This window comes from Achromobacter sp. 413638 (assembly GCF_043119405.1).
Lineage (GTDB): Bacteria > Pseudomonadota > Gammaproteobacteria > Burkholderiales > Burkholderiaceae_B > Achromobacter.
On record NZ_JBICCO010000003.1, the window covers coordinates 1 to 17,785 of the forward strand.

Sequence of the window (17,785 nt, forward strand, 5' to 3'; positions counted from 1 at the left end):
CCCCCCCCCCCCCCCCCCCCCCCCCCCCCCCCCCCCCGGGCCGGCTTGCGCCGGCGGGGGCTTCGGGTAGGTGCGCCGGGCCTCAGCAGCCCAGCGCCTTCAGGTCCTCCAGCGTGCGCTTGACGATGGCGATGGTGCGCTCGCGCTCCTCGCCGGCCAGATCCAGGCGCGGCGGCTTCACGGTCTCGGCCGAGCCGGTGATCAGGTGCTCGGCCAGCTTGATGTGCTGCACCAGCTTGACCACGGTATCCAGGTGAAAGAGCGGCGTCAGCGCGGCGTAGAGCTTGCGCGCCTGCGCGAAGTCGCCGGCCACGGCCAGTTCCAGGAGTCGCACTGATTCCCTGGGCAGGGCATTGGCCATGCCCGACACCCAGGCCCGCGCGCCCAGCGCCGCGCTTTCGACGATCAGGTCGTCGACGCCGCAGACCACGGCCAGGCGGTCGCCGAAGCGCGACACCAGGTCGGTGACGCGGGTGGTGTCGTAGGACTCCTCCTTGATGGCGGTGATGGTGGGCGATTCCAGCAGTTCGGCCACCACGTCCGGCGTCAGGTCCACGCCATAGCCGCGCGGGTTGTTGTAGAGCAGGATCTCGAGGCGCGAGGCCTGCGCCACGCTGCGGTAGAAGGCGATCGTCTCGCGTGCGTCGGACTTATAGGTCAGGCCGGGAAACACCATCAGGCCATCCACGCCCAGTTTCTCGGCTTCGCGGGCGTAGGCGGCGGCGCGCGCCGTGCTGGTTTCCGCCAGCCCGGAGATGACCGGCACGCGGCCGCGCACCGTTTCCAGCGCGGTGCGCAGCACGGTCAGCTTTTCCTCGGGCGCGAGCTGGGCGTTCTCGCCCACCATGCCCATCATCACGACGCCGCTGACGCCATTGGCGATCAGGCGTTCCAGCCCCGCGCGGATGGCGTCGGTGTCCAGCGAGAAATCCGGTTTCAGCTTGGTGGTGACGGCGGGGAAAACGCCTTTCCATTGGATGGCCATGTGTGCGCTCCTGGGCGATGGGGAAGAAAGCAGGCGGAAATTCGGTACGGATCGTGGTTACTTTATATTGGATCCAATTAGGCGAGGCATGCCTGCACTCGATGAAATCTCCTGTGCCACCCCGCCAAATGCTGCCACGGGATCATCTGGAACCGTTATCGGAAACGGACAGGGATTTTGGATCCAATATAATTCTGCGACTAGCTTGCGGGATCCGCGCGTTCTTGTCTCTGCGGGGTTCCCCTAGTGTCCGCATTCCGGGCGTGCCGCCACCCTGGGGTGCCGCCGAGGTCCGCCGCAAGCGGCTTGCGGTTCGAAGTCGCCTGGCCAGGGCATGCTGGCCCGCCCCTTGCAGCAGAGGCTATCGCAGTGAGCAGACATTCTTCCCCGTCCGACGCCAACCCTCAGCGCATCGTGCGCAAGACCACGACGGAACTGGTGGCCGACGTATTGCGGGACCGCATCCTGTCGGGCGACATCCCGCCGGGCGAACCGCTGCGCCAGGAACTGTTCGCCGAGGAGCTGGGCGTCAGCCGCATCCCGGTGCGCGAGGCGCTGCGCCTGTTGAGCGCGGAGGGACTGGTCGACACCATCGCCCACCGGGGCGCGTTCGTGACGATGCTGTCGCGCGCGGAAGTGCAGGAGTTCTTCGAGCTGCGGCTGCGGCTGGAACCCTGGATCCTGCGCGAGGCGATTCCGCTGCTGGAAGAAACCGATCTGTCGCAGGCCTCGGACGTGGTGGCGCGCATGGACGCGGCCGAACCCAGGCAGTGGGGCCAGCTGAACTGGCAGCTGCATGAACACCTGTACCGCGCGGCGCGGCGGCCGGCGGCGCTGGGCATGATCCGCGCGCTGCATGAAAAGTCCGAACGCTATTTCCGCTTCCAGATCGTCAACGCGCCCATTCGTCAGCAGGCCCACGATGAGCATATGGCGCTGATCGCGCTGTGCCGCGAGGGGCGGGCGGACGATGCCGGCGCGGCGCTGGAGCGGCATATCGAGCAGGCCGCGGCGCAGATCCTGGCCATCGTCGACCGCTTGCTGGAGAGCAGCGCGGCCGCGCCGGGCTGGAGCGACGCGCAGGCGGGCGTCAGGTCCGCCTGATGCCCGCTGCTGTCGCGTTTCAGGCGTTGCGGTTGAAGCGCGCCCGGTAGTCGGCGGGCGAGACGCGCAGCCGCCGCTGGAACACGCGCCGCATATTGTCCGCGTTGCCGAATCCGCAGTCGTAGGCGATGGCCTTGAGCGGCTGGCGGCTGCCTTCGAGCAGGCGGCGCGCGGCATCGACGCGCGCGCGCTCGATGAATTCGCGCGGCGTGATGCCGGCGGCCTGCGTGAAATGGCGCGCGAAGCTGCGCGCGCTCATGCCGGCGATGGCGGCCAGCCTGGCCACGCTGTAGTCGTCGCCGGCGTGTTCCATCACATGGGCCTGTACCCGCGCGATCGGCGTGCCCGGATCCTGTGGCGCGCTCAGGTAGGGGCTGAACTGCGATTGCCCGCCTTGCCGCTGGGCCACCACCACCAGCTTCTGCGCGATGCGCAGCGCCAGTTCCGCGCCATGGTCCTCGGCCACCAGCGCCAGGGCCAGGTCGATGCCGGCGGTTACGCCGGCCGAGGTGATCAGCGCGCCGCTGCGCACATGGATGCGGTCCGGCTCGACCCGCGCGGCGGGAAAGCGGGTCGCCAGCTCATCGGCGAATTCCCAATGCGTGGTGACGGTATGACCGTCCAGCAGCCCGGCGTGGCCGAGCGCGAAGGCGCCGGTGCAGATCGATCCATGCACGCGTGCGCGTGGGCAGGCCCGCCGCAGCCAGCCGCTCAAGGCGGAGTCGTGCGCGGGCGTGGGGCCACCCGCCGCCAGCACCACGTCGTAGCGTTCGTTGGCGTCCGCGCAGCGCAGGTCGGGCAGCATGCGTGATCCGTTGGACAGGCGCACCGGCCCGTCCTGCGGGGACACCAGCAGCAGGCGGTAGCCAGCGCCTTCGCCGAGCATCGCGGTGGCAGCCGAAAACACATCCATGGGGCCGGCCAGGTCCAGCGCCGCCGCGTCCGGGCCGAAGGCGAGGGCGACGCTGCGCGGCGCGAGCATCAGGCCGCGCTCCAGGCGGTGGCGCGAACGGGCTTGCGTTTGGCCGGATCTGCCTGTGCCGCGGCGTTGTCGCCGGCGGGCGCCGACACTATAAAAACAGGGCGAAAACGCATAGACACTTTATCGAGGCTGTAATGAAGATCGTATGTTTCATGTACCCGGGTTTCACGGCGCTGGACCTGGTGGGACCTGTCACCGCCTGGGGCGCCATGCCGGACGTCGCGTTCGAGTTCGTGGCGTCCGCCAAGGGCGACGTGCTCACCGATTCCGGGCTGACGCTGCGCGCCACGCATGACTTTACCGACTTTTCCACCGCGCCCGACGTGCTGCTGGTGCCGGGCGGCGCGCTGCCGACGTTCGAGGCGCTGCAGGACGACGCCTTGCTGGACGCCATCGCGCGGGCGGGCGAGGGCGCGGCCTGGGTGACCAGCGTCTGCACCGGCGCGCTGCTGCTGGGCGCGGCGGGACTGCTGCGTGGCTACCGTTCGGCCAGCCATTGGACCGCGCGTCACTACCTGGACCAGTTCGGCGCGATACCCGACGCGGCCCGCGTCGTCATCGATCGCAACCGAGCCAGCGGCGGCGGCGTCACCGCCGGCATCGACTTCGGCCTGTCGATGATCCGGCACTGGCGCGGCGAAGAGACATCGAAGCTGATCGAGCTGGTGCTGGAATACGCGCCCGAGCCGCCCAACGCCTGCGGCCGCCCCGAACTGGCCGACGCCGCCACGCTGGCGCAGGCGCGCGCGCTGACCGGGCCGATGATGCCGGCGGAGCTGGTGCGGGCGGCGGCGCGGCGGCGTGGTTTCGTGGCGGGTTGAACCGGCTGCCGGCGCCAGGCCGGCGGCGCGCGTTGGCGAGCGGCCCGGCGGTTGCCGCGAGCGCGATGCCGCCTTCGATTTGATATTCAAACCTTCCGGATCCGGGTTTTCCCGGTTCCTCCCATTTTCTCAAATTTGTATGATGACCCGATAACTTAAACCCAAAGAGACACGCTGTCGCGGCGCCTCGTCCGGGCCGCGTTGGCGGCCGGCCGGGTGTCTGCCCGGCGCAAGGCCATGACCGAAGACACCCGCCCCGAATCCCGCATTCGCGAAGAAATCTGCACCGTCGGCGCCAGCCTGTACAACCGTGGCTATACCGTGGGCGCGGCCGGCAACATCAGCGCGCGCCTGGACGACGGCTGGCTGATCACGCCCACCGACGCCTGCCTGGGCCGGCTCGATCCCGCCGCGCTGTCCAAGGTCGATGCCGCCGGCAACTGGGTGTCCGGCGCCAAGCCCTCCAAGACCCTGGCGCTGCACCAGGGCATCTACCGCGCCAATCCCGAGGCGCGCGGCATCGTGCACACGCATTCCACCCATCTGGTGGCGCTGACGCTGGCTGGCGTCTGGCGTCCGGACGAAGTCCTGCCGCCGATCACGCCCTACCAGGTCATGAAGGTCGGGCGCATTCCGCTGATCGCTTATCGCCGTCCCGGTGATCCCCAGGTCGCCGCCGAGGTGGCGGCGCTGGCTGCCCAGGTGCGTGGCGCGCTGTTCGAGCGGCTGGGGCCGGTGGTCTGGGAGCGCTCCGTGGCGCATGCCGCCTACGCGCTCGAAGAACTCGAGGAAACCGCGCGCCTGTGGCTGATGAGCCAGCCGCGTCCCGAGCCGCTGGACGCCGCCGCGCTGGAGGAACTGCGCGCCGCGTTCGGCGCCCGCTGGTGATTTTTCCCGACCACCAAGCCCGCCGGCCGTGAGCAAGCGGACCGGCGCGGCGCAAGACCCTGGAGACAACGATGACCCGGATGGACATGGCCGTGGAGACGGCCGCCGGCAGCACCCCGCAGGATCCCGATGCCCGCGCCACCGCGCGCGCCTACGCCAAGGTGTTCTGGCGCCTGGTGCCTTTCCTGATGCTCTGCTACGTGATCGCCTACCTGGACCGCGTCAACGTCGGCTTCGCCAAGCTGCAGATGTCGCAGGACCTGGGCTTCAGCGAAGCGGTGTTTGGCCTGGGGGCGGGCGTGTTCTTCCTGGGCTATTTCCTGTTCGAGGTGCCCAGCAATCTGCTCATGCACCGTATCGGCGCGCGCATCTGGATCGCGCGCATCATGATCACCTGGGGCATCCTGTCCGCCCTGTTCATGTTCGTGGAGACGCCCACCGGCTTCTACGTGCTGCGCTTCCTGTTGGGGCTGGCCGAGGCGGGCTTCTATCCGGGCGTGATCCTGTACCTGACCTACTGGTATCCGGCGCAGCGCCGCGCCAAGATCATCGCGCTGTTCATGTCCGCGATTCCCGTGGCCGGCATCTTCGGCAATCCGCTGTCGGGCTGGATCATGGAAGCCTTCCACGGCGCGCACGGCCTGCAGGGCTGGCAGTGGATGTTCCTGATCGAGGCGCTGCCGGCCATCCTCATCGGCATCGTCACCGTCATGTACCTGGATAACGGCATCGACCGCGCCAAGTGGCTCAGCGACGAGGAAAAGCGGCTGCTGACGCGCGAGATCGAGGCCGACCAGAAGCAGGCCGGCGCGCAGCGCCATTCGCTGCGCGAAGTCTTCGCCGACAAGCGCGTCTGGTGGATGTGCCTGATCTACTTCACTTTCGTGGCCGGCCAGTACGGGCTGACCTTCTGGATGCCCACGCTGGTCAAGTCCACCGGCGTGAGCGGCGCGTTCAAGATCGGGCTGCTCAGCGCCATCCCCTTCCTGTGCGCCATCGTGGTCATGAACCTGCTGGGCCACAGCGCCGACCGCCGCCGCGAGCGCCGCTGGCACCTGATCGTGCCGGCCCTGGCGGGCGCCATCGGTTTCGCCGCCACGGCCTCGTTCGCCGACAACACCGCGATGTCGCTGCTGTTCCTGTCGCTGGCCGCGGCTGGCGTGCTGACCTGCGCGCCGCTGTTCTGGTCGCTGCCCACCGCCTTCCTGTCGGGCACGGCCGCCGCCGCCGGCATCGCCATCGTCAACTCCGTGGGCAACCTCGCGGGTTTCGTCAGCCCCTACATGGTCGGCTACCTGAAGGACCTGACCCAGTCGACGCAGTCCGGCATGTACGTGCTGGCCGCGCTGCTGGTGCTGGGCGCCGTCGCCGTGTGGCTGACGCCGGCCCGGATGGTGAACCGTTAGCTTTATACAGAAAAGGAATCGCCGTGCCGCGCCTGGCTGCAAACCTCAGCATGATGTACACCGAACATCCCTTCCTGGAACGCTTCGCCGCGGCCGCTCGCGATGGCTTCCGGGCGGTGGAGTTCCTGTTCCCCTACGAGCATCCCGCCGCCGAGATCCGTGCGCGGCTGGACGCGCATGGCCTCGCGCAGGCGCTGTTCAACGCGCCGCCCGGCGACTGGCAGGCCGGCGAGCGCGGTATCGCCTCGCTGCCCGGTCGGCAGGACGAGTTCCGGCGCGGGCTGGACCAGGCGCTGGAATATGCCGCGAGGCTGGGCAACCGCAGCCTGCACGTGATGGCGGGGATGATCGCGCCCGGCCAGGACCGGGCCGCGCATCGCGCCGCGTACCTGGAAAACCTGGATTACGCCGCGCGTCTCGCGGCCGGCGCCGGCATCACCATCGTCATCGAACCCATCAATCCACGCGACATGCCCGGTTTCTTCCTGACGCGCCAGGACGAGGCCCAGGCCGTGCGTGCCGTGCTGGACGCGGCCAACCTGAAGGTGCAGTTCGACTGCTATCACTGCCAGATCGTCGAAGGCGATCTGACGATGAAACTGCGCCGCGACATGGCCGGCATCGGCCATATCCAGATCGCGGGCGTGCCGGACCGGCACGAACCCGACCTGGGCGAGCTGAACTATCCCTACCTGTTCGAGCAGATCGACGCGCTGGGCTACGACGGCTGGATCGGCTGCGAGTACCGGCCCCGCGCGGGCACATCGGCCGGCCTGGGCTGGGCGCGGCCCTATCTGAACCGGGGCGCCTGATCCGGCGCGCCATGCACCCCTGAATCCGCTACGAGGCACACAGCCATGAAGATACTCATCACCGGCGGCGCCGGTTTCCTGGGCCAGCGGCTGGCGCGCAAGCTGCTGGCGCAAGGCCTGCTGACGCTGGACGGCGCGGCCGAGCCGATCTCGCGCATCGACCTGCTGGACGTGGTCGCCGCCGATACGCACGGCGATCCGCGCGCGCATGCGCAGGTGGGCGATATTTCCGACCCGGCCGTGCTGCGTCAGGCGATGGACGCCGACACGCGCGTCGTGTTCCATCTGGCCGCCATCGTCAGCGGCCAGGCCGAGGCCGACTTCGACCTGGGCATGCGCATCAACCTGGATGCCTCGCGCGCGCTGCTCGAAACCTGCCGCGCGCTGGGACACCGGCCGCGCGTGATCTTCACCAGCTCCGTCGCGGTGTACGGCGGAGACCTGCCCGAGATCGTGCGCGACGATACCGCGCTGAATCCGCAATCGTCCTACGGCACGCAGAAGGCCATCGCCGAGCTGCTGCTGGCCGACTACACGCGGCGCGGTTTCGTCGACGGCCGGGTGCTGCGCCTGCCCACGATCAGCGTGCGGCCGGGCAAGCCCAACGCCGCCGCCTCGTCCTTCGCCAGCGGCATGATCCGCGAGCCGCTGAACGGAGAGGATGCCGTGTGCCCGGTGCATCCCGGCACGCGGCTGTGGCTGCTGTCGCCACGCGGCGCGATCGCGGCGCTGGTGGCGGGCTGCGAGCTGGACGCGGCGCGGCTGGACAGCCGCGCGCCCATCAACCTGCCCGGCGTCTGCGTGACGGCCCAAGACATGGCGCGGGCGCTGCGCGAGGTGGCGGGCGACACGGTCGCGGACCGCATCCACTGGGAGCCGGACGCGCGCGTCGAGCGCATCGTCGGCAGCTGGCCGGGCCGCTGGGACACGTCCCGGGCCGAACGGCTGGGGCTGTCAGGCGACGGCAGCTTCGCCGACATCATCCGGGCCTACATCGACGACGACCTGCCGCGCTGAGCGCGCCCGGCCGCCCATCATCGCAACTCATCGCCGTCACTCTCTTCACACCATGAACAGCACAACTTCTTCTTCCAACTCGACCGGCCGCCGCGTCGGCGTGGTCGGCCTGGGCGCGATGGGCTCGGGCATCGCCCGCAGCCTGCGCCGCGCCGGCCTGACCGTGCACGTGTACGACGTGCGCGCCGAGGCCGCCGCCGCCTTCGCGGCCGAGGGCGGCGTGGCCTGCGCCACGCTGGCCGAGATGGCGCGGGCCTGCGATGTGATCGTCAGCGTGGTGGTCAACGCGCAGCAGACCGAGGCCGTATTGTTCGGCGACGGCGGGCTGGCCGGCGAATTGCAACCCGGCTCGGTGTTCGTCATGTGCTCCACCGTGGATCCGAACTGGTCCGTGGCGCTGGAGGCCCGGCTGCAGGCGCTGGGCCTGCACTATCTGGACGCGCCGATCTCAGGCGGCGCGGCCAAGGCCGCCGCCGGCCAGATGACCATGATGACGGCCGGCAGCGCCGCCGCCTACGCGGCTTGTGAAGGCGTGCTGGAAGCGATGGCCGGCAAGGTCTACCGGCTGGGCGACCGCGCCGGCGCGGGCAGCAAGGTCAAGATCATCAACCAGCTGCTGGCCGGCGTGCACATCGCCGCGGCCGCCGAGGCCATGGCGCTGGGCCTGCGCGAGGGCGTGGACGCCGATGCACTGTACGAAGTGATCACGCACAGCGCCGGCAACAGCTGGATGTTCGAGAACCGCATGGCGCACGTGCTGGCCGGCGACTATGCGCCGCTGTCGGCGGTGGACATCTTCGTCAAGGATCTGGGGCTGGTGCTGGACACGGCCCGCCATAGCAAATTCCCGCTGCCGCTGGCGTCCACCGCGCACCAGATGTTCATGCAAGCGTCCACCGCCGGCCATGGCCGCGAGGACGACAGCGCGGTCATCAAGATCTTCCCGGGCATCCGCCTGCCGGAGGCGAAATGAGCATCAAGCTGGGCTGCATCGCCGACGACTTCACCGGCGCCACCGATCTGGCCAACAACCTAGTGCGCGCCGGCATGCGCGCCGTGCAGACCATCGGCGTGCCGGGCGGCCCGCTGCGCGCGGATGCCGACGCGGTGGTGGTCGCGCTCAAGACGCGCAGCCTGCCCGCCGACGAGGCGGTCGCGCAATCGCTGGAGGCGCTGGCATGGCTGCGGGCGCAGGGCGCGGAGCAGATCTACTTCAAGTACTGCTCCACCTTCGACAGCACGCCGCAGGGCAATATCGGCCCGGTGACGGATGCGCTGATGGCCCGGCTGGGCACGGACTTCACCATCGCCACGCCGGCCTTTCCGGACAACAAGCGCACGGTGTTCAAGGGCTATCTGTTCGTGGGCGACGTGCTGCTGAACGAGTCGGGCATGCAGCATCATCCGCTCACGCCCATGACGGATCCGAACCTGCTGCGCGTGCTGGCGGCGCAGACGCGGCGCAAGGTCGGCCTGATCGACCATGCCGTGGTGGCGCGCGGCAGCGCCGCCATCCGCGAGCGCATCGCCGCGCTGCGCGCCGAGGGCGTGGAGATCGCCATCGTCGATGCCGTGTCCAACGACGACCTGCTGGCTCTGGGACCGGCGCTGAAGGGCATGCCCCTGGTGACGGCGGGTTCGGGCGTGGCGATTGGCCTGCCGGCGAACTGGGCCCTGACGCCGGGCGCGGCCACGGCGCCGGTGCGCGCGGCCGGCGCGCAGGCCGTGGTGGCGGGCAGCTGCTCGGCCGCCACCAATGGGCAGGTTGCCGCGTTCATCGCCAGCGGCCGTCCGGCGCTGGCGCTGGATCCCCTGCGCATCGCCGCTGGCGAGGACGTGGCGGGCGAGGCGCTGGCGTGGGCGCGGCCCTTGCTGGCCTCGGGACCGGTGTTGCTCTATTCCACGGCCGCGCCGGACAGCGTCCGGCAGACGCAGGGCGCGCTGGGCGCGGAACGGGCCGGCGCGCTGATCGAGGCCGAGATCGCCCGCATCGCGCGCGGTCTGATCGAACTCGGCGTGCGCCAGCTCATCGTGGCCGGCGGCGAGACCTCGGGCGCGGTGGTGCAGGCGCTGGGGCTGGAGCAGATCGCCATCGGCGAGCAGATCGATCCGGGCGTGCCCTGGTGTTCGGGCCGCGCGGCGGCGGTCGATGCCGACATCAGCATCGCGCTGAAGTCCGGCAATTTCGGCGCCGCGGATTTCTTCCTGAAGGCGTTCGCGCAAGACTGAGGCCGGCGCCGCGGGCGGCAGCGCGCCCCTGCGTTGGACCGTGAGCGAGTGAAACCGCCCTGCGCGCCAACGGCCGCCGTGTGGTTCAGCGGTGCGCCAGGCTCAGTCGCTTGGCGGCGTTGACCATGTGCACGCGGGCCGCTTCGCGCGCGCCTTCCACGTCCTGGCCGCGTATGGCCTCGACGATGGCGGCGTGTTCCTGCAGCACGGCGCGCATCTGGTCGGCGTGGCGCGCCTCGTTGCCGCGTGTGATGCGGGTGGCGGCGACCAGGAACTGGCTGACGAAGGTGAGCGTGGTGAGGAAGTACGGGTTGCCCGTGGCGTGCGCGATGCTGCGGTGAAAGGCCACGTCTTCCTGGACGCCGTCGCCGCCGGCGGCCACGGCCTCGGAGATCGCGGCCAGCGCCGCGTCGATGGCGGCCATGTCGCGCTTCTTGCGCCGCGCCGCGGCCTGCGCGGCGATCTCCGTCTCCAGCGCGCGGCGCAATTCCACGATATGCAGCACGGCATCCAGCGAGCGCAGCTCGGCGGCGTCGATGCGCAGCGCGCGGTTGCCGGTGGCGCCGGTGACGAATACGCCGCTGCCCTGGCGCGCCTCGACGATGCCGTCCTGGCGCAGCCGCGACACCGCTTCGCGGATCACGGTGCGACTGACGCCGAACTGTTCGGCCAGCGCGGTTTCGGTGGGCAGCTTGTCGCCGGGCTGCGCGCGGCCTTCCTGGATTTCGGCGAGCAGGCGCTTGGCGACCGTGTCGGTCAGGGTGGGCGGAGAGGAGAGTTTGGGGAACGACATGGGTCGCGGCGGCAGGGGTGGGCGGATCCGCGCCGTCCGTCTGGCAGGCGGGGGCGTCCGGGCTACGCGCAATGATAACCGCAGGGGCGCGTGCGCTTGCCCGGCGCGGGGCGGCTCAGTCCGAGGCGGCGCGGGGCGTGCTGGCGGCCGGCAGACGCGACGCCAGGAATTGCAGGAAGCTCTGGTCCGCGCGGCTGGCGCCGGCCTGTTCGTGGCGCACCAGGTAGACCGGCAGCGTCACGGGTTCCAGCGGCAACGCCGCCAGGGCGGGATCGGCCTCGGCGTAGCGGCGCGGGAGGGCGCCGATGCCGGCGCCGGCGCGCACCAGCGCGGCGACGGCGTCGCAGTCCAGGCCCTCGGCCACGGTGGCGCCTTCCAGTCCGCAGCGGATCCGGTGCACGGCCAGCGCGGCCAGCGGCGCGCCGGTCTGTTCGTCTTCGTAGCCGATCACGGGCGCGCCGCGCAGTTCGCCGGACGGCGCGCCGGCGGCGGCGTAGTGCAGCATGTCCTGCTCGAACAGCGGCGCACGGCTGAGGGTCGGGCGCGCGTCGGACGCGGACACGACGCCCAGCGCGGCGTTCTTCTGCGCCAGCAGGCTGAGGATGTCGCCGCAGGTGCCGCGCTTGATGCGGAAGCGGACCAGCGGATACTCCTGACGGTAGGCGGCGATCAGGGCCGGCAGTTCGGGCCAGTGCACATGGCCGCTCAGGTGCAGGGTGACGATGCCTTGCACGGCGCTATGGGCCGCGTCCAGCGCGTCGGGCAGCGCGGTGACCAGGCGGTAGATGTCGGCGCAGTGCCGGTACAGCACCTCGCCGGCGGCGGTGGGCTGGAAGGACGCCGCGCCGCCGCGTTCGATCAGCCGGCGGTCCAGCCGCTCTTCCAGGCGGCGCAGGGCCGCGCTGACCGAGGGCTGCGTCACCGACAGCCGGTGGGCGGCCAGCGTGATGCTGCGTTCCTGCACGATCACCATGAAGGTGCGCAGCAGGTTCCAGTCGAGCTGGTTGGCGAACTTGTCCACGAGAGCGGTCATGCCGGGCGACTCATATCAGTGTGCTGTTTTACCATCTTGCCGGCCGTCAGGAGCGTGTCAGCGCGGCCCGCTCAGGCCGTCGCGTACAGATGGCAGCGCACCTCGCGCGCCGCGCCGTCGCGGTACAGCCCCGGCTGCGTCGCGTCGCAGCGGCCGGCGATGGCCTGCGGGCAGCGCGAGGCGAAGGCACAGCCGCGCGGCAGGTCGATGGGCGAGGGGATGTCGCCCTGCAGCACGATGCGGCGCTCCGGCTGGCGCGCCTCGGGCACCGGGATCGCGTCGATCAGCGCCTGCGCATAAGGGTGGCGGGGCTGGGCGAAGACCGCCTCGGTGGGGCCTTGCTCGACGATGCGGCCCAGGTACATCACCGCCACGCGCGGGCACAGCGCGCGGATCACCGCCAGGTTGTGCGAGATGAACAGATAGGACAGCTGGAAGCGCTCCTGCAAATCCTTGAGAAAGCCCAGGATCTGCGCCTGCACCGATACATCCAGCGCCGAGGTGGGTTCGTCCAGCACCAGCAGCCTGGGCTTGAGCGCGATGGCGCGGGCGATGCACACGCGCTGCTTCTGGCCCCCGGACAGTTCGTGCGGATAGCGGCTGAGGAATTGCGCCGGCAGGCCCACCATCTCCATCAGCTCGGCCGCGTGCGCGCGCAGCCTGGCGCCGCGCAGATCGGTATGCAGGATCAGCGGCTCGGACACGCTGCGCAGGATGGTCATGCGCGGGTTCAGCGCCGAATGCGGATCCTGGTAGATGAACTGGATCGAGCGGCGCAGCGCGCGCAGCTCGGCGGGCGGCAGCCGGGTGATGTCGCGGCCTTCGAACATGACCTTGCCGCGCGTCGGGTCCAGCGCCCGCGCGCACAGCCGGCCCAGCGTGGACTTGCCGCAGCCGGACTCGCCCACCAGGCCCAGCGCCTCGCCGGGCGCGATGGCCAGGTCGACCTCGTTGACCGCGTGCAGCTTGCGGCCGTCGTTCATCGCGAACTCGCGCGATACGGATTGCAGCTCAAGCAGCATGGACGCGGCCTCCGGCGGTGGCCGAGGCCGGCGTCAGCAGCAGACAGGCGGCGCCGTGGCCCGGCGCCAGTTCCACGGTGGGCGGGCGCTTGACGGCACAGGCCGCGGCGGCGGACGGACAGCGCGCCTGGAAGCGGCAGCCGGCGGGCGGATGCAGCAGGTTGGGCACGGATCCGGGGATGCCCACCGGCATCTGCGCGGGCCGGCGCGGGTGCGGCACCGAGGCCAGCAGGCCGCGCGTGTAGGGATGGCGCGGCGCGTCGAACAGCGCCTGCACCGGCGCGGTCTCGACCACCGTGCCGGCGTACATCACGGCGACGCGGTCGCAGACGCGCGAGATCACGCCCAGGTCGTGCGAAATCAACAGGATGGCCAGGCCCAGGTCGCGGCGCAGCTCGTCGAGCAGGTCCAGGATCTGCGCCTGGATGGTGACGTCCAGCGCCGTGGTCGGCTCGTCGGCGATCAGCAGCGACGGCGAGCCGGACAGCGCCATGGCGATCAGCACGCGCTGGCGCTGGCCGCCGGATAGCTGGTGCGGATAGCGCGTCAATTGCGTGTCGGGATTGGGCAGGTGCACGCGGGCCAGCATCTCGGTGGCATGGGCGCGGCGCTGGCGCGCGTCGCGGCGTTGTCCGCGCGGCTTGCCGGCGTCGTGCGCGGCGATCACCGCCGACATCTGGTCGCCGATGGTGAACAGCGGATTCAGGTAGGTCATGGGATCCTGGAAGATCATCGCGATCTCCACGCCACGGATGCGGCGCATGGCGGCTTCATCCAGGCCCAGCAGGCTGCGGCCGCGATAGCGCAGGTCGCCGCCCGCCACGCGCGCCGGCGGGCTGGGCACCAGCCCGAGCACGCTCTTGGCCGTGACCGACTTGCCGCAGCCGGTCTCGCCCACGATTCCCAGGGCTTCGCCCGGCGCCACGCTGAGCGTGACGCCGTCCAGCGCCTGGTAGCAACCGTCGAAGGTATCGAAGTGCAGCTTGAAGTCGTCGAATTCGAGCAAAGGTGCGTTCATGTCAGTCGTTCCGCCGCGCTTCCGGCGCTTCGGGGGAAGCCTCAGCCTCGTTGTTTGGGGTCGAGCACGTCGCGCAGCCCGTCGCCGATCAGGTTGAATCCCAGCACCGTCAGGTAGATGGCCAGGCCGGGAAAGGCCGAGTACCACCACCATTGCGGCAGGTAGTTGCGGCCCACGGAGATCATCGCGCCCCATTCCGGCGCGGGCGGCTGCGCGCCCAGGCCCAGGAAGCCCAGGCTGGCGGCGCTGAGGATGGCCATGCCCATGTCCATCGAGGCCTTGATGACGATGGGCGAGACGCAGTTGGGCAGGATGTGGACGAACACGATACGCAGCGGGCCGGCGCCCATCATGCGGGCCGCGTCGATATAGACCTCGCCCTTGAGCGACAGCGTCTTGGCCTGCACCAGCCGCACGTAGCCCGGCCACCAGACCAGCGACAGCGCGATCATGGCGTTGAGGATGCCGGGCCCCAGCGCGCCGACGATGGCGATGGCCAGCACCAGTCCGGGCACCGACAGGAAGATGTCGGTGACGCGCATGATGCATTCCTGCACGCGGCCGCCGAAGTAGCCGGCGATCACGCCCAGCGGCACGCCGATCAGCGCGGCGATCACGGTGATGGTCAGGCCGATTTGCAACGAGGTGCGCGCGCCCAGGATCACGCGCGAGAACACATCGTTGCCCATCTCGTCGGTGCCGAACCAGTGCGCCGAACTGGGCGGAAGCAGCTTCTGCGCCAGCTTGACGCTGCCGGCGGCGTCTTCGGGATAGGGCGCCAGCCAGGGCGCGAACAGCGCCACCAGCAGGAAGCCGACGACGATGACCAGGCCCAGCATGGCGGACTTGTTGCGCGCGAAGGTGCTGGCATACAGCCGCAGCTGGCGGCCCAGGCCGTGCCGCGCATCCTGGGAGGTGGGTAGGGCGGTGGTGGACATGGTGCTCAACCCTGCTGCCGGACGCGCGGGTCCAGCAGGCCGTAGATGATGTCGATGACGAAGTTGATGAGCATGAAGCTCACGCCCAGCACCAGCGTCACGCCCATGATGGGCTGGAAGTCGGAATTCATGGTGGCCTGCACCGCGTACAGGCCGATGCCGGGCCAGTCGAACACCGATTCGATCAGCACCGTGCCGCCCAGCATCCAGCCGAAGCGCAGGCCGATCATGGCCAGCGTGGGCAGCATGGCGTTGCGCAGCGCGTACTTGGCGATCACGCGCCAGGGCGCCACGCCGTGCGCGCGCGCCGCGACGATGTAGTCCTGGCGCAGCACTTCCAGCATCTCGGCGCGGTTGACGCGGATGATGGAGGCCAGCGCCGGAAACGACAGCGCCAGCGCCGGCAGCAGCATGTAGGACAGCGCCGACAGGAAGGTGTCGACGTCGCCGTGCAGCAGGCTGTCGATGGTGTAGAAGCCGGTGATGGTGTCCGGCGGAAAGGCCAGCATGTCGAGCCGGCCGCCCAGCGGCAGCCATTCCAGGTGCTGGGCGAAGGCGTATTTCAGCAGCAGGCCCAGCGAGAACATCGGGAAGGCCACGCCGGACGTGGACAGCAGGCGGATCAGGTGATCGGGCCAGCGGTTCTGCGTGGCGGCGGCCAGCGTGCCCAGCGCCACGCCGCCGACGATGGAAAGCAGGATGGCGAAGCACACCAGCTCCAGCGTCGCGGGGAAATAGCGCAGCAGGTCCTGGAACACCGGCCGGGTGGTGGTGATGGAGCGTCCCAGGTCGCCCTGCACGACGCCGGCGAGATAGCCGCCGAACTGCGCCACCACCGGCTTGTCCATGCCGTACTCGGCGCGCAACGTCTGGACCATGGCCTCGGTGGCGTTCGGGCCGGCGGCCAGCCGGGCCGGATCGCCCGGCGCCACGTGCGAGATGGTGAAGGTGATGGCCAGCAGGCCCGCCACCATCAGCAGCATGAAGGCCGAGCGTTTGACGATGAAGCGCAGCATGGGGCGTGACGGTCCTAGCGGCCGATGTACAGCGGGTACAGGTCGAACTCGCTGGCCATGCGGATGGGCGAGTCCACCAAGCCCTGCACGTAGTCGCGCGTGGCCGTGTTGCGGTCGCGGATCATGCCGAAGATCTCGGGCTGGTCCGCCACGATGCGGCGCTGGATCTCTTCATACAGCGGCTGGCGGTCGGACCAGGCCGGCAGCGTGCGTGCGCGGTCGATCAGCGAGAACAGTTCCGGGTCGTCCAGGAAATGCGTGGCGTAGTACTGGCCCCAGGAACCCTTGTGATACATGTAGGCCACCGGGTCCGGATCGATCGACATGGTGGTGCTGAAGGACGCGAATATGTCGGGCGAGGTCTCGGCCTTGGCGCCGCGCGCCACCATGTTGGGCCAGGTCAGCGGCACCATGCGGATCGTGATGTTCAGCGGCTTGAGATTGTCGATCAGCAACAGGCCCATCTGGCGCTCTTCCTCCAGCCCCTGCACGTAGACGTATTCCAGCTCGATGCCGCCTTGCGGCCACTTGGACTTGGCCAGGTAGGCGCGGGCCTTGTCCATGTCGCGGCGCGGCATGTCGGGCACGGCCACATGGCCCTTGACCGATGGCGGGAAGGGACTGTCCATCAGCCGCGCGCGGCCGTTGTAGATCTTCAGCAAGGAGTCGTAATCGAAGGCGTAGGCCAGGGCGCGGCGCAGGTTCAGGTCTGACATGTACTTGCCCTGTGTATTGAATTTCAGACCGAATCCGCCCATGCCGGTGCCGGCCTTGCGGCCGATCTTCACGCCCTTGACCGATTCGAGCTGGTCCAGGTCCTCGGGCGACAGGCTGCCGGCGATGTCGATCTCGCCGCGCGCCAGCGCCGCGCGGCGGCTGGAGTTCTCGGTGATGACGCGGTAGATGATGCCGCCCAGGCGCGCCTTCTCGGGCTGCGGCCAGCCCTTCCAGTAGCCGTCCCAGGCTTCCAGCTCGTACAGGGAATTGGGTTCGACGCGCTTGACGCGGTAAGGGCCGGAGCCGGCGGTGTGATCGGTCAGCCATTGCTGACCATAGTCGCCATTGTGCTCGTTGGCCATGGCCTGCTTGACGTTGACCACGTACCACCAGGGCAGCAGGCTGAGGAAGGCCGCGTAGGGACGGCTGAGCGTGAAGCGCAGCGTCTGCGGGTCTTCGACGCTGATGTTCTCGGGCTTGAGGAAATCGGTGTACATCCAGGCCGGGCCCTTGTTCAGCTTGAGCGTGCGCTCGAACGAGGCCTTGATCGCGGCGGCGTCCACCGGATCGCCGTTCTGGAATTTCGCGCGCGGGTCCAGCTTGAAGGTCCAGACGGTGGCGTCGTCGTTGACGGTCCAGGACGTGGCCAGCCAGGGCTTGAGCTCGACGGGGTCGCCCTCGTACTTGAGCAGCGCGTCGTAGGTGGCCTGCTGGATGGTGCGGATCGAGAAGTCGTACTTCTGCGCAGGGTCCATCACCGACACGGCCTGCTGGCCGCCGATGACCAGGATGCGCTTGCCGTTGGCGGTCTCGAACGCATGCGAGGAGAGCGGCGCGCAGGCGATGGCCGCCGCCAGCAGGAAGTTGCTCAGACGATGCCGCATTGGTGTTTCCCCTTGTATGTCGCGTGCCGGACGCTGCCGGAGTCTGTACGCCGATATTTGCAGATGGACCCGGCGGCGGCAAATAAATACGAAGAATGCGGCGCATAGGCGCAGCGCATG

The 17,785-nt window shown here is 69.7% G+C and carries 17 protein-coding genes; 8 read left to right on the forward strand and 9 right to left on the reverse strand.

What is annotated here, in order from left to right:
• Positions 1–82 precede the first annotated feature (82 nt).
• On the reverse strand, positions 83–985 hold the full coding sequence (locus tag ACEU5R_RS01850) for a dihydrodipicolinate synthase family protein (protein ID WP_392408932.1): 903 nt from the start codon (positions 983–985) through the stop codon (positions 83–85).
• Positions 986–1,354: 369 nt separating this feature from the next.
• Here ACEU5R_RS01850 and ACEU5R_RS01855 point away from each other — a divergent pair, with 369 nt between their 5' ends.
• Positions 1,355–2,089, forward strand: a complete 735-nt coding sequence (locus ACEU5R_RS01855) for a GntR family transcriptional regulator (RefSeq protein WP_233772618.1) — start codon at positions 1,355–1,357, stop codon at positions 2,087–2,089.
• Between the two features lie 19 nt (positions 2,090–2,108).
• Here ACEU5R_RS01855 and ACEU5R_RS01860 read toward each other — a convergent pair whose 3' ends face one another.
• The gene (locus ACEU5R_RS01860; RefSeq protein WP_392408933.1) at positions 2,109–3,071 is read right to left on the reverse strand and encodes a GlxA family transcriptional regulator; all 963 of its coding nucleotides are present in this window, start codon (positions 3,069–3,071) and stop codon (positions 2,109–2,111) included.
• A 134-nt stretch (positions 3,072–3,205) separates the two neighbouring features.
• On the opposite strand from ACEU5R_RS01860, the gene ACEU5R_RS01865 reads away from it, so the two are divergent.
• From ACEU5R_RS01865 to otnK, 7 genes are all read left to right on the forward strand, one after another.
• On the forward strand, positions 3,206–3,892 hold the full coding sequence (locus ACEU5R_RS01865; RefSeq protein WP_103271405.1) for a DJ-1/PfpI family protein: 687 nt from the start codon (positions 3,206–3,208) through the stop codon (positions 3,890–3,892).
• A gap of 237 nt (positions 3,893–4,129) precedes the next feature.
• Positions 4,130–4,780: an aldolase gene (locus tag ACEU5R_RS01870; RefSeq protein WP_392408934.1), complete on the forward strand. Its 651-nt coding sequence runs from the start codon at positions 4,130–4,132 to the stop codon at positions 4,778–4,780.
• Between the two features lie 86 nt (positions 4,781–4,866).
• Complete coding sequence (locus ACEU5R_RS01875) at positions 4,867–6,186, forward strand: MFS transporter (protein WP_233772801.1); 1,320 nt, start codon at positions 4,867–4,869, stop codon at positions 6,184–6,186.
• Positions 6,187–6,209: 23 nt separating this feature from the next.
• Positions 6,210–6,998 (forward strand): 2-oxo-tetronate isomerase, encoded by a 789-nt coding sequence (otnI, locus tag ACEU5R_RS01880; RefSeq protein WP_392408935.1) that lies wholly within the window; start codon positions 6,210–6,212, stop codon positions 6,996–6,998.
• Between the two features lie 45 nt (positions 6,999–7,043).
• Complete coding sequence (gene denD / locus ACEU5R_RS01885) at positions 7,044–8,015, forward strand: D-erythronate dehydrogenase (RefSeq protein ID WP_392408936.1); 972 nt, start codon at positions 7,044–7,046, stop codon at positions 8,013–8,015.
• A 52-nt stretch (positions 8,016–8,067) separates the two neighbouring features.
• Positions 8,068–8,988, forward strand: coding sequence for an L-threonate dehydrogenase (gene ltnD, locus ACEU5R_RS01890; RefSeq protein WP_392408937.1), 921 nt, complete (start codon positions 8,068–8,070; stop codon positions 8,986–8,988).
• Positions 8,985–10,244 carry a 3-oxo-tetronate kinase gene (otnK, locus tag ACEU5R_RS01895; protein ID WP_392408938.1) on the forward strand — a complete coding sequence of 420 codons (1,260 nt, stop codon included), beginning with the start codon at positions 8,985–8,987 and terminating at the stop codon, positions 10,242–10,244. Before ltnD ends, otnK begins: the two co-directional genes overlap by 4 nt.
• 85 nt (positions 10,245–10,329) lie before the next feature.
• Here the strand turns inward: otnK and ACEU5R_RS01900 are convergent, their stop codons facing one another.
• The 7 genes from ACEU5R_RS01900 to ACEU5R_RS01930 form a co-directional block, all read right to left on the reverse strand.
• Entirely contained in the window at positions 10,330–11,037 is a 708-nt protein-coding gene (locus ACEU5R_RS01900; protein WP_392408939.1) for a FadR/GntR family transcriptional regulator, read from the reverse strand.
• Between the two features lie 115 nt (positions 11,038–11,152).
• Positions 11,153–12,070, reverse strand: a complete 918-nt coding sequence (locus ACEU5R_RS01905) for a LysR family transcriptional regulator (protein WP_392408940.1) — start codon at positions 12,068–12,070, stop codon at positions 11,153–11,155.
• 71 nt (positions 12,071–12,141) lie between these two features.
• Positions 12,142–13,092, reverse strand: coding sequence for an ABC transporter ATP-binding protein (locus ACEU5R_RS01910; protein ID WP_392408941.1), 951 nt, complete (start codon positions 13,090–13,092; stop codon positions 12,142–12,144).
• Positions 13,082–14,110, reverse strand: a complete 1,029-nt coding sequence (locus ACEU5R_RS01915; RefSeq protein ID WP_392408942.1) for an ABC transporter ATP-binding protein — start codon at positions 14,108–14,110, stop codon at positions 13,082–13,084. Before ACEU5R_RS01915 ends, ACEU5R_RS01910 begins: the two co-directional genes overlap by 11 nt.
• Positions 14,111–14,151: 41 nt before the next feature.
• Positions 14,152–15,048: a nickel transporter permease gene (gene nikC / locus ACEU5R_RS01920; RefSeq protein WP_103271394.1), complete on the reverse strand. Its 897-nt coding sequence runs from the start codon at positions 15,046–15,048 to the stop codon at positions 14,152–14,154.
• Positions 15,049–15,053: 5 nt separating this feature from the next.
• Positions 15,054–16,064 carry an ABC transporter permease gene (locus tag ACEU5R_RS01925; RefSeq protein WP_392408943.1) on the reverse strand — a complete coding sequence of 337 codons (1,011 nt, stop codon included), beginning with the start codon at positions 16,062–16,064 and terminating at the stop codon, positions 15,054–15,056.
• Positions 16,065–16,078: 14 nt separating this feature from the next.
• Entirely contained in the window at positions 16,079–17,665 is a 1,587-nt protein-coding gene (locus tag ACEU5R_RS01930; RefSeq protein ID WP_392408944.1) for an ABC transporter substrate-binding protein, read from the reverse strand.
• Positions 17,666–17,785 lie beyond the last annotated feature (120 nt).

Bases quoted from the DNA above. Each gene is read 5' to 3' on its own strand.
- ACEU5R_RS01850 (WP_392408932.1), bottom strand. From the start codon at position 985: ATGGCCATCCAATGGAAAGGCGTTTTCCCCGCCGTCACCACCAAGCTG.
- ACEU5R_RS01860 (WP_392408933.1), bottom strand. From the start codon at position 3,071: ATGCTCGCGCCGCGCAGCGTCGCCCTCGCCTTCGGCCCGGACGCGGCG.
- ACEU5R_RS01865 (WP_103271405.1), top strand. From the start codon at position 3,206: ATGAAGATCGTATGTTTCATGTACCCGGGTTTCACGGCGCTGGACCTG.
- ACEU5R_RS01870 (WP_392408934.1), top strand. From the start codon at position 4,130: ATGACCGAAGACACCCGCCCCGAATCCCGCATTCGCGAAGAAATCTGC.
- ACEU5R_RS01875 (WP_233772801.1), top strand. From the start codon at position 4,867: ATGGCCGTGGAGACGGCCGCCGGCAGCACCCCGCAGGATCCCGATGCC.
- denD (WP_392408936.1), top strand. From the start codon at position 7,044: ATGAAGATACTCATCACCGGCGGCGCCGGTTTCCTGGGCCAGCGGCTG.
- ltnD (WP_392408937.1), top strand. From the start codon at position 8,068: ATGAACAGCACAACTTCTTCTTCCAACTCGACCGGCCGCCGCGTCGGC.
- otnK (WP_392408938.1), top strand. From the start codon at position 8,985: ATGAGCATCAAGCTGGGCTGCATCGCCGACGACTTCACCGGCGCCACC.
- ACEU5R_RS01900 (WP_392408939.1), bottom strand. From the start codon at position 11,037: ATGTCGTTCCCCAAACTCTCCTCTCCGCCCACCCTGACCGACACGGTC.
- ACEU5R_RS01905 (WP_392408940.1), bottom strand. From the start codon at position 12,070: ATGACCGCTCTCGTGGACAAGTTCGCCAACCAGCTCGACTGGAACCTG.
- ACEU5R_RS01910 (WP_392408941.1), bottom strand. From the start codon at position 13,092: ATGCTGCTTGAGCTGCAATCCGTATCGCGCGAGTTCGCGATGAACGAC.
- ACEU5R_RS01915 (WP_392408942.1), bottom strand. From the start codon at position 14,110: ATGAACGCACCTTTGCTCGAATTCGACGACTTCAAGCTGCACTTCGAT.
- nikC (WP_103271394.1), bottom strand. From the start codon at position 15,048: ATGTCCACCACCGCCCTACCCACCTCCCAGGATGCGCGGCACGGCCTG.
- ACEU5R_RS01925 (WP_392408943.1), bottom strand. From the start codon at position 16,064: ATGCTGCGCTTCATCGTCAAACGCTCGGCCTTCATGCTGCTGATGGTG.
- ACEU5R_RS01930 (WP_392408944.1), bottom strand. From the start codon at position 17,665: ATGCGGCATCGTCTGAGCAACTTCCTGCTGGCGGCGGCCATCGCCTGC.